Origin of the sequence: Bacillus sp. GMs2/2 (assembly GCF_050172095.1) — a bacterium.
Lineage (GTDB): Bacteria > Bacillota > Bacilli > Bacillales > Bacillaceae_G > Bacillus_A > Bacillus_A cereus.
The window spans coordinates 1-3355 of record NZ_JBNLYE010000402.1 but is presented as its reverse complement, the minus strand read 5'-3'; the positions used below and the strand labels follow the sequence as shown (position 1 = coordinate 3355).

The following is a 3355-nucleotide window of genomic DNA, read 5'->3' as shown; positions in this document are numbered from 1 at the left end:
ATTAACGAAAAGAGGAACTTTTATGACAAATACAAACGAAATTACAAAAGAGAAAATTATGGAGGCTTTTCATTTCAGACATGCATGTAAAGAGTTCGATCCTATGCACAAAATTTCAGAAGAGGATTTTAAATTCATTTTAGAAACAGGCAGATTATCTCCTTCTTCTTTTGGATATGAACCTTGGAAATTTATTGTCGTACAAAATAAAGAATTAAGAGAAAAACTACAACCGTATTCATGGGGCGCTGGTGGGCAACTTGCAACAGCAAGCCATTTCGTCATTGTTCTTTCAAGAAACATTAAAGATATGCATTATGATGCAGAGTATATTAAATATATGATGAACGATATTATTGGATTGCCTGAAGACACTCAAAAAATTAGATATGAATTCTTCAAAAAGTTCCAGGAAACAGATTTTAACTTATTACAATCCGATCGTACTGTATTTGATTGGGCATCTAAACAAACTTATATTGCTTTAGGTAATATGATGACGAGCGCAGCTCAAATCGGCATTGATTCTTGTCCGATAGAAGGATTCGATAAAGAGAAAGTAGACTCCTTACTTCGTCAAGAAGGCATTATACAAGGCGATAATCTTGAAGTATCAGTTATGGTTGCCTTTGGTTACCGTAAAGAAGATCCAAAACGTGATAAAACAAGACAGACTATGGATACAATTGTTGAATGGATTAAGTAATATAGCACACACAAATAATGCTCCTAATAGCTGGATACTTATACTAAAGAACTATTAGTCGTTTTTCTTATGTATGAATTTGGTTTTTCATGGAAAGATATGTTAGTATGTATACAGTTTGAGTGCTCTATTTTTAGAGTCGAACAGGAGGAGAATGAATATGTCTGATATTGAAGTTGGCGAAGTGTTTACTCTTAGTGATGAGAATAACGAAGAGCAAGAAGTAGAAGTACTTGGAGCGATGGATGTCGAAGGTGCAGAATATATTGCAGTTGCCTTTGTTGAAGATATCCAAACAGAAACTGAGGAAGACATTGATATTTTCTTTTTAAAAGTAGAAGAAGATAATGAGTTTTCATACATTGAAAATGATGAAGAGTTTGATAAAGTATCTGCTGCGTTTGAAAAGATTTTGGATGAGCAAGAGCAAGAATAGTATGAATGAAAAACACGAGGGCGGATGCATATCCGCCCTCGTGTTTTTATTCATCACTCATTCAGTGATTTATGCAGTAACTCCAGTACATCTTTCATCGCAAAAGGTCCATCTTTTTTAACATGCTCCGCAAATTCTGAAACGAGACGTAATGTTCTCACACTTTCGATTGGATGTTCTCCTGATGCACTTTCAGCTGAAAGCATAACTGCATTCGTCCCGTCCAGTACAGCTTGAAACACATCAGTCACCTCAGCCCTTGTTGGAATAGAATGATCTACCATAGATTGAAGCATTTGTGTTGCTGTAATGACATATGTATTCGTTCGATTACATTCCTGAATCATCATTTTCTGTAAAAGCGGAATGCATTGATACGGTAACTCTACTCCTAAATCGCCCCTTGCAATCATAATTCCATCTGCTTCTTTACATATATCTTGAAAATTCTCGATTGCTTCCATCGTTTCTATTTTTGCAATTACATTAGGTGACGTTTCTTTATACTGTTGTATAAATTCTCGTATTTCTTTTATATGACTAGGTTTTCTTACGAAAGAACACGCGATAAAATCAACATTCTCCTCTAAAAGAAACTGAATATCTTTTTTATCTTTCTCTGTAATAGCTGGTAAACGAACAGCCGCATCTGGTAAATTAACTCCTTTATGAGATGAGATATTGCCACCTGTTTTTACCTTCGTTTCTATTTTGTCCGTACTTATCTTTTCAACAATTAATTCAACTTCTCCATCATTAATTAAAATTCTACTGCCTACTTTCACATCATTCGGTATTCCTTCATAATCAACACTCGCTTCTGTATTACTCCCTGTAACTGGTTCTGTATGTAAAATAAAAGAATCTCCTGCCTGAAGTGTAATTTGCCCTCCCTTCACTTCACCTAATCTTATTTTAGGTCCTTGTACATCACCCAAAAATTTAATAGAGTCATCTAATGATTTCACTAAACGAATGATGTCTTTATGACTTTCATGCGTGCCATGCGATAAATTCAGTCGAACAATTTTCATACCATTCTTTATTAACTGCGCTAACGTTTCTTTATTATTACTTGCGGGTCCAATTGTACAAATTCGATCGATTGTCATTTTTGTCACCATCCTTTTTTTAATAAGTTTCCCATATGAACTTAAAAATAACAGAGATTCTGACATGAATAGATTTAAATTTACATGAATTTCATAAAATTAAACCTGTATCCCTTGTTGGCTAAGCATTAGAAGATATATTCGCTTTTTTGCAAATGAAGACATGTTGAATCGAAAGTAAAAGAAAAGTTAAGTATGGGATAAATCATTGAGAGTTTCGAAATTTTCATATATTGTATGAATTGAGTTCGAACTCAAAAATTTAAAAAGGTGGGAAAATTAGTGAATATGAAAAAATCTTTATCGGTGACAACTTTAGGGTTAGCGGTTTTAGGTTTTGGTTTTACTAATAACGCAAGTGCTTCAGAGGTCGATGCTGTAGACAAGCAGCCCGTTTTAGTTGACTTTGATACAATTCAATCAACAAAAACATCTAGTGTTCCTAGTTTGACTATTGCAGCTGCACCTAAGAATGACTCTAACATTAGCGTATATACTCCCTTTTTTGGTAACCCATATGCAGTTGCTAAATCGAAATCAACTACGACCGAAGACTATGTTTATGCAAAAGCAAGAACTTTCAATGGCGATGGCTCATTAGTAAATACGAAAAGTAATAGTGCAAAAAAATCATCCTTTGTAAGTGCTACAGCGACCAACACAAGCATTTATTATGGAGATGATTACGCTATCGGTAATCATACCTATAAATTAAGTGGTTATAATGATGTGAATCACGAAACAAAAGCTTTCTGGTAAGAAAGAGAAAAAAGATATGCATCTTGCATATCTTTTTTCTCTAATATTTTACATATATTGAGGTGCTATTTATGAAACAAATATATATTATTAGCGGTGTTTTACTTATTTCATTACTTACAATTTATATTTTGTTCAATACTTCAATCATACAACCTCATCCACCCTCCATAGAAAATAAACGAGAGCAACAAACCAATACTATTTCTTACGGATTGAAGGATAATCAAGGCCAACACATTAACAATGGCAGTACAATTACTAGTGAGGATAATAAAATTAATGTAACATTATCATTCGTACATACTATTAATGAAAACCGAAAATATGGATTAATTGTTC

4 protein-coding genes and 1 pseudogene are annotated in these 3355 nt (G+C 33.6%); 4 read left to right on the top strand and 1 reads right to left on the bottom strand.

Annotation, left to right across the window (positions count from 1 at the left end; genetic code table 11):
- The first annotated feature begins 22 nt into the window (after window positions 1–22).
- Together ACQGS6_RS25090 and ACQGS6_RS25085 are read left to right on the top strand one after the other, a co-directional pair.
- Window positions 23–706 (top strand): NAD(P)H-dependent oxidoreductase, encoded by a 684-nt coding sequence (locus ACQGS6_RS25090; RefSeq protein WP_000185718.1) that lies wholly within the window; start codon window positions 23–25, stop codon window positions 704–706.
- Window positions 707–860: 154 nt separating this feature from the next.
- Complete coding sequence (locus tag ACQGS6_RS25085; RefSeq protein ID WP_002005464.1) at window positions 861–1142, top strand: DUF1292 domain-containing protein; 282 nt, start codon at window positions 861–863, stop codon at window positions 1140–1142.
- Between the two features lie 53 nt (window positions 1143–1195).
- Here the strand turns inward: ACQGS6_RS25085 and ACQGS6_RS25080 are convergent, their stop codons facing one another.
- Window positions 1196–2254: a pyruvate kinase gene (locus ACQGS6_RS25080; RefSeq protein WP_061663344.1), complete on the bottom strand. Its 1059-nt coding sequence runs from the start codon at window positions 2252–2254 to the stop codon at window positions 1196–1198.
- Window positions 2255–2536: 282 nt separating this feature from the next.
- On the opposite strand from ACQGS6_RS25080, the gene ACQGS6_RS25075 reads away from it, so the two are divergent.
- Window positions 2537–3013, top strand: a complete 477-nt coding sequence (locus tag ACQGS6_RS25075) for a hypothetical protein (protein ID WP_001056348.1) — start codon at window positions 2537–2539, stop codon at window positions 3011–3013.
- A gap of 71 nt (window positions 3014–3084) precedes the next feature.
- A pseudogene (locus tag ACQGS6_RS25070) lies at window positions 3085–3355 on the top strand (hypothetical protein); the annotation flags it as partial.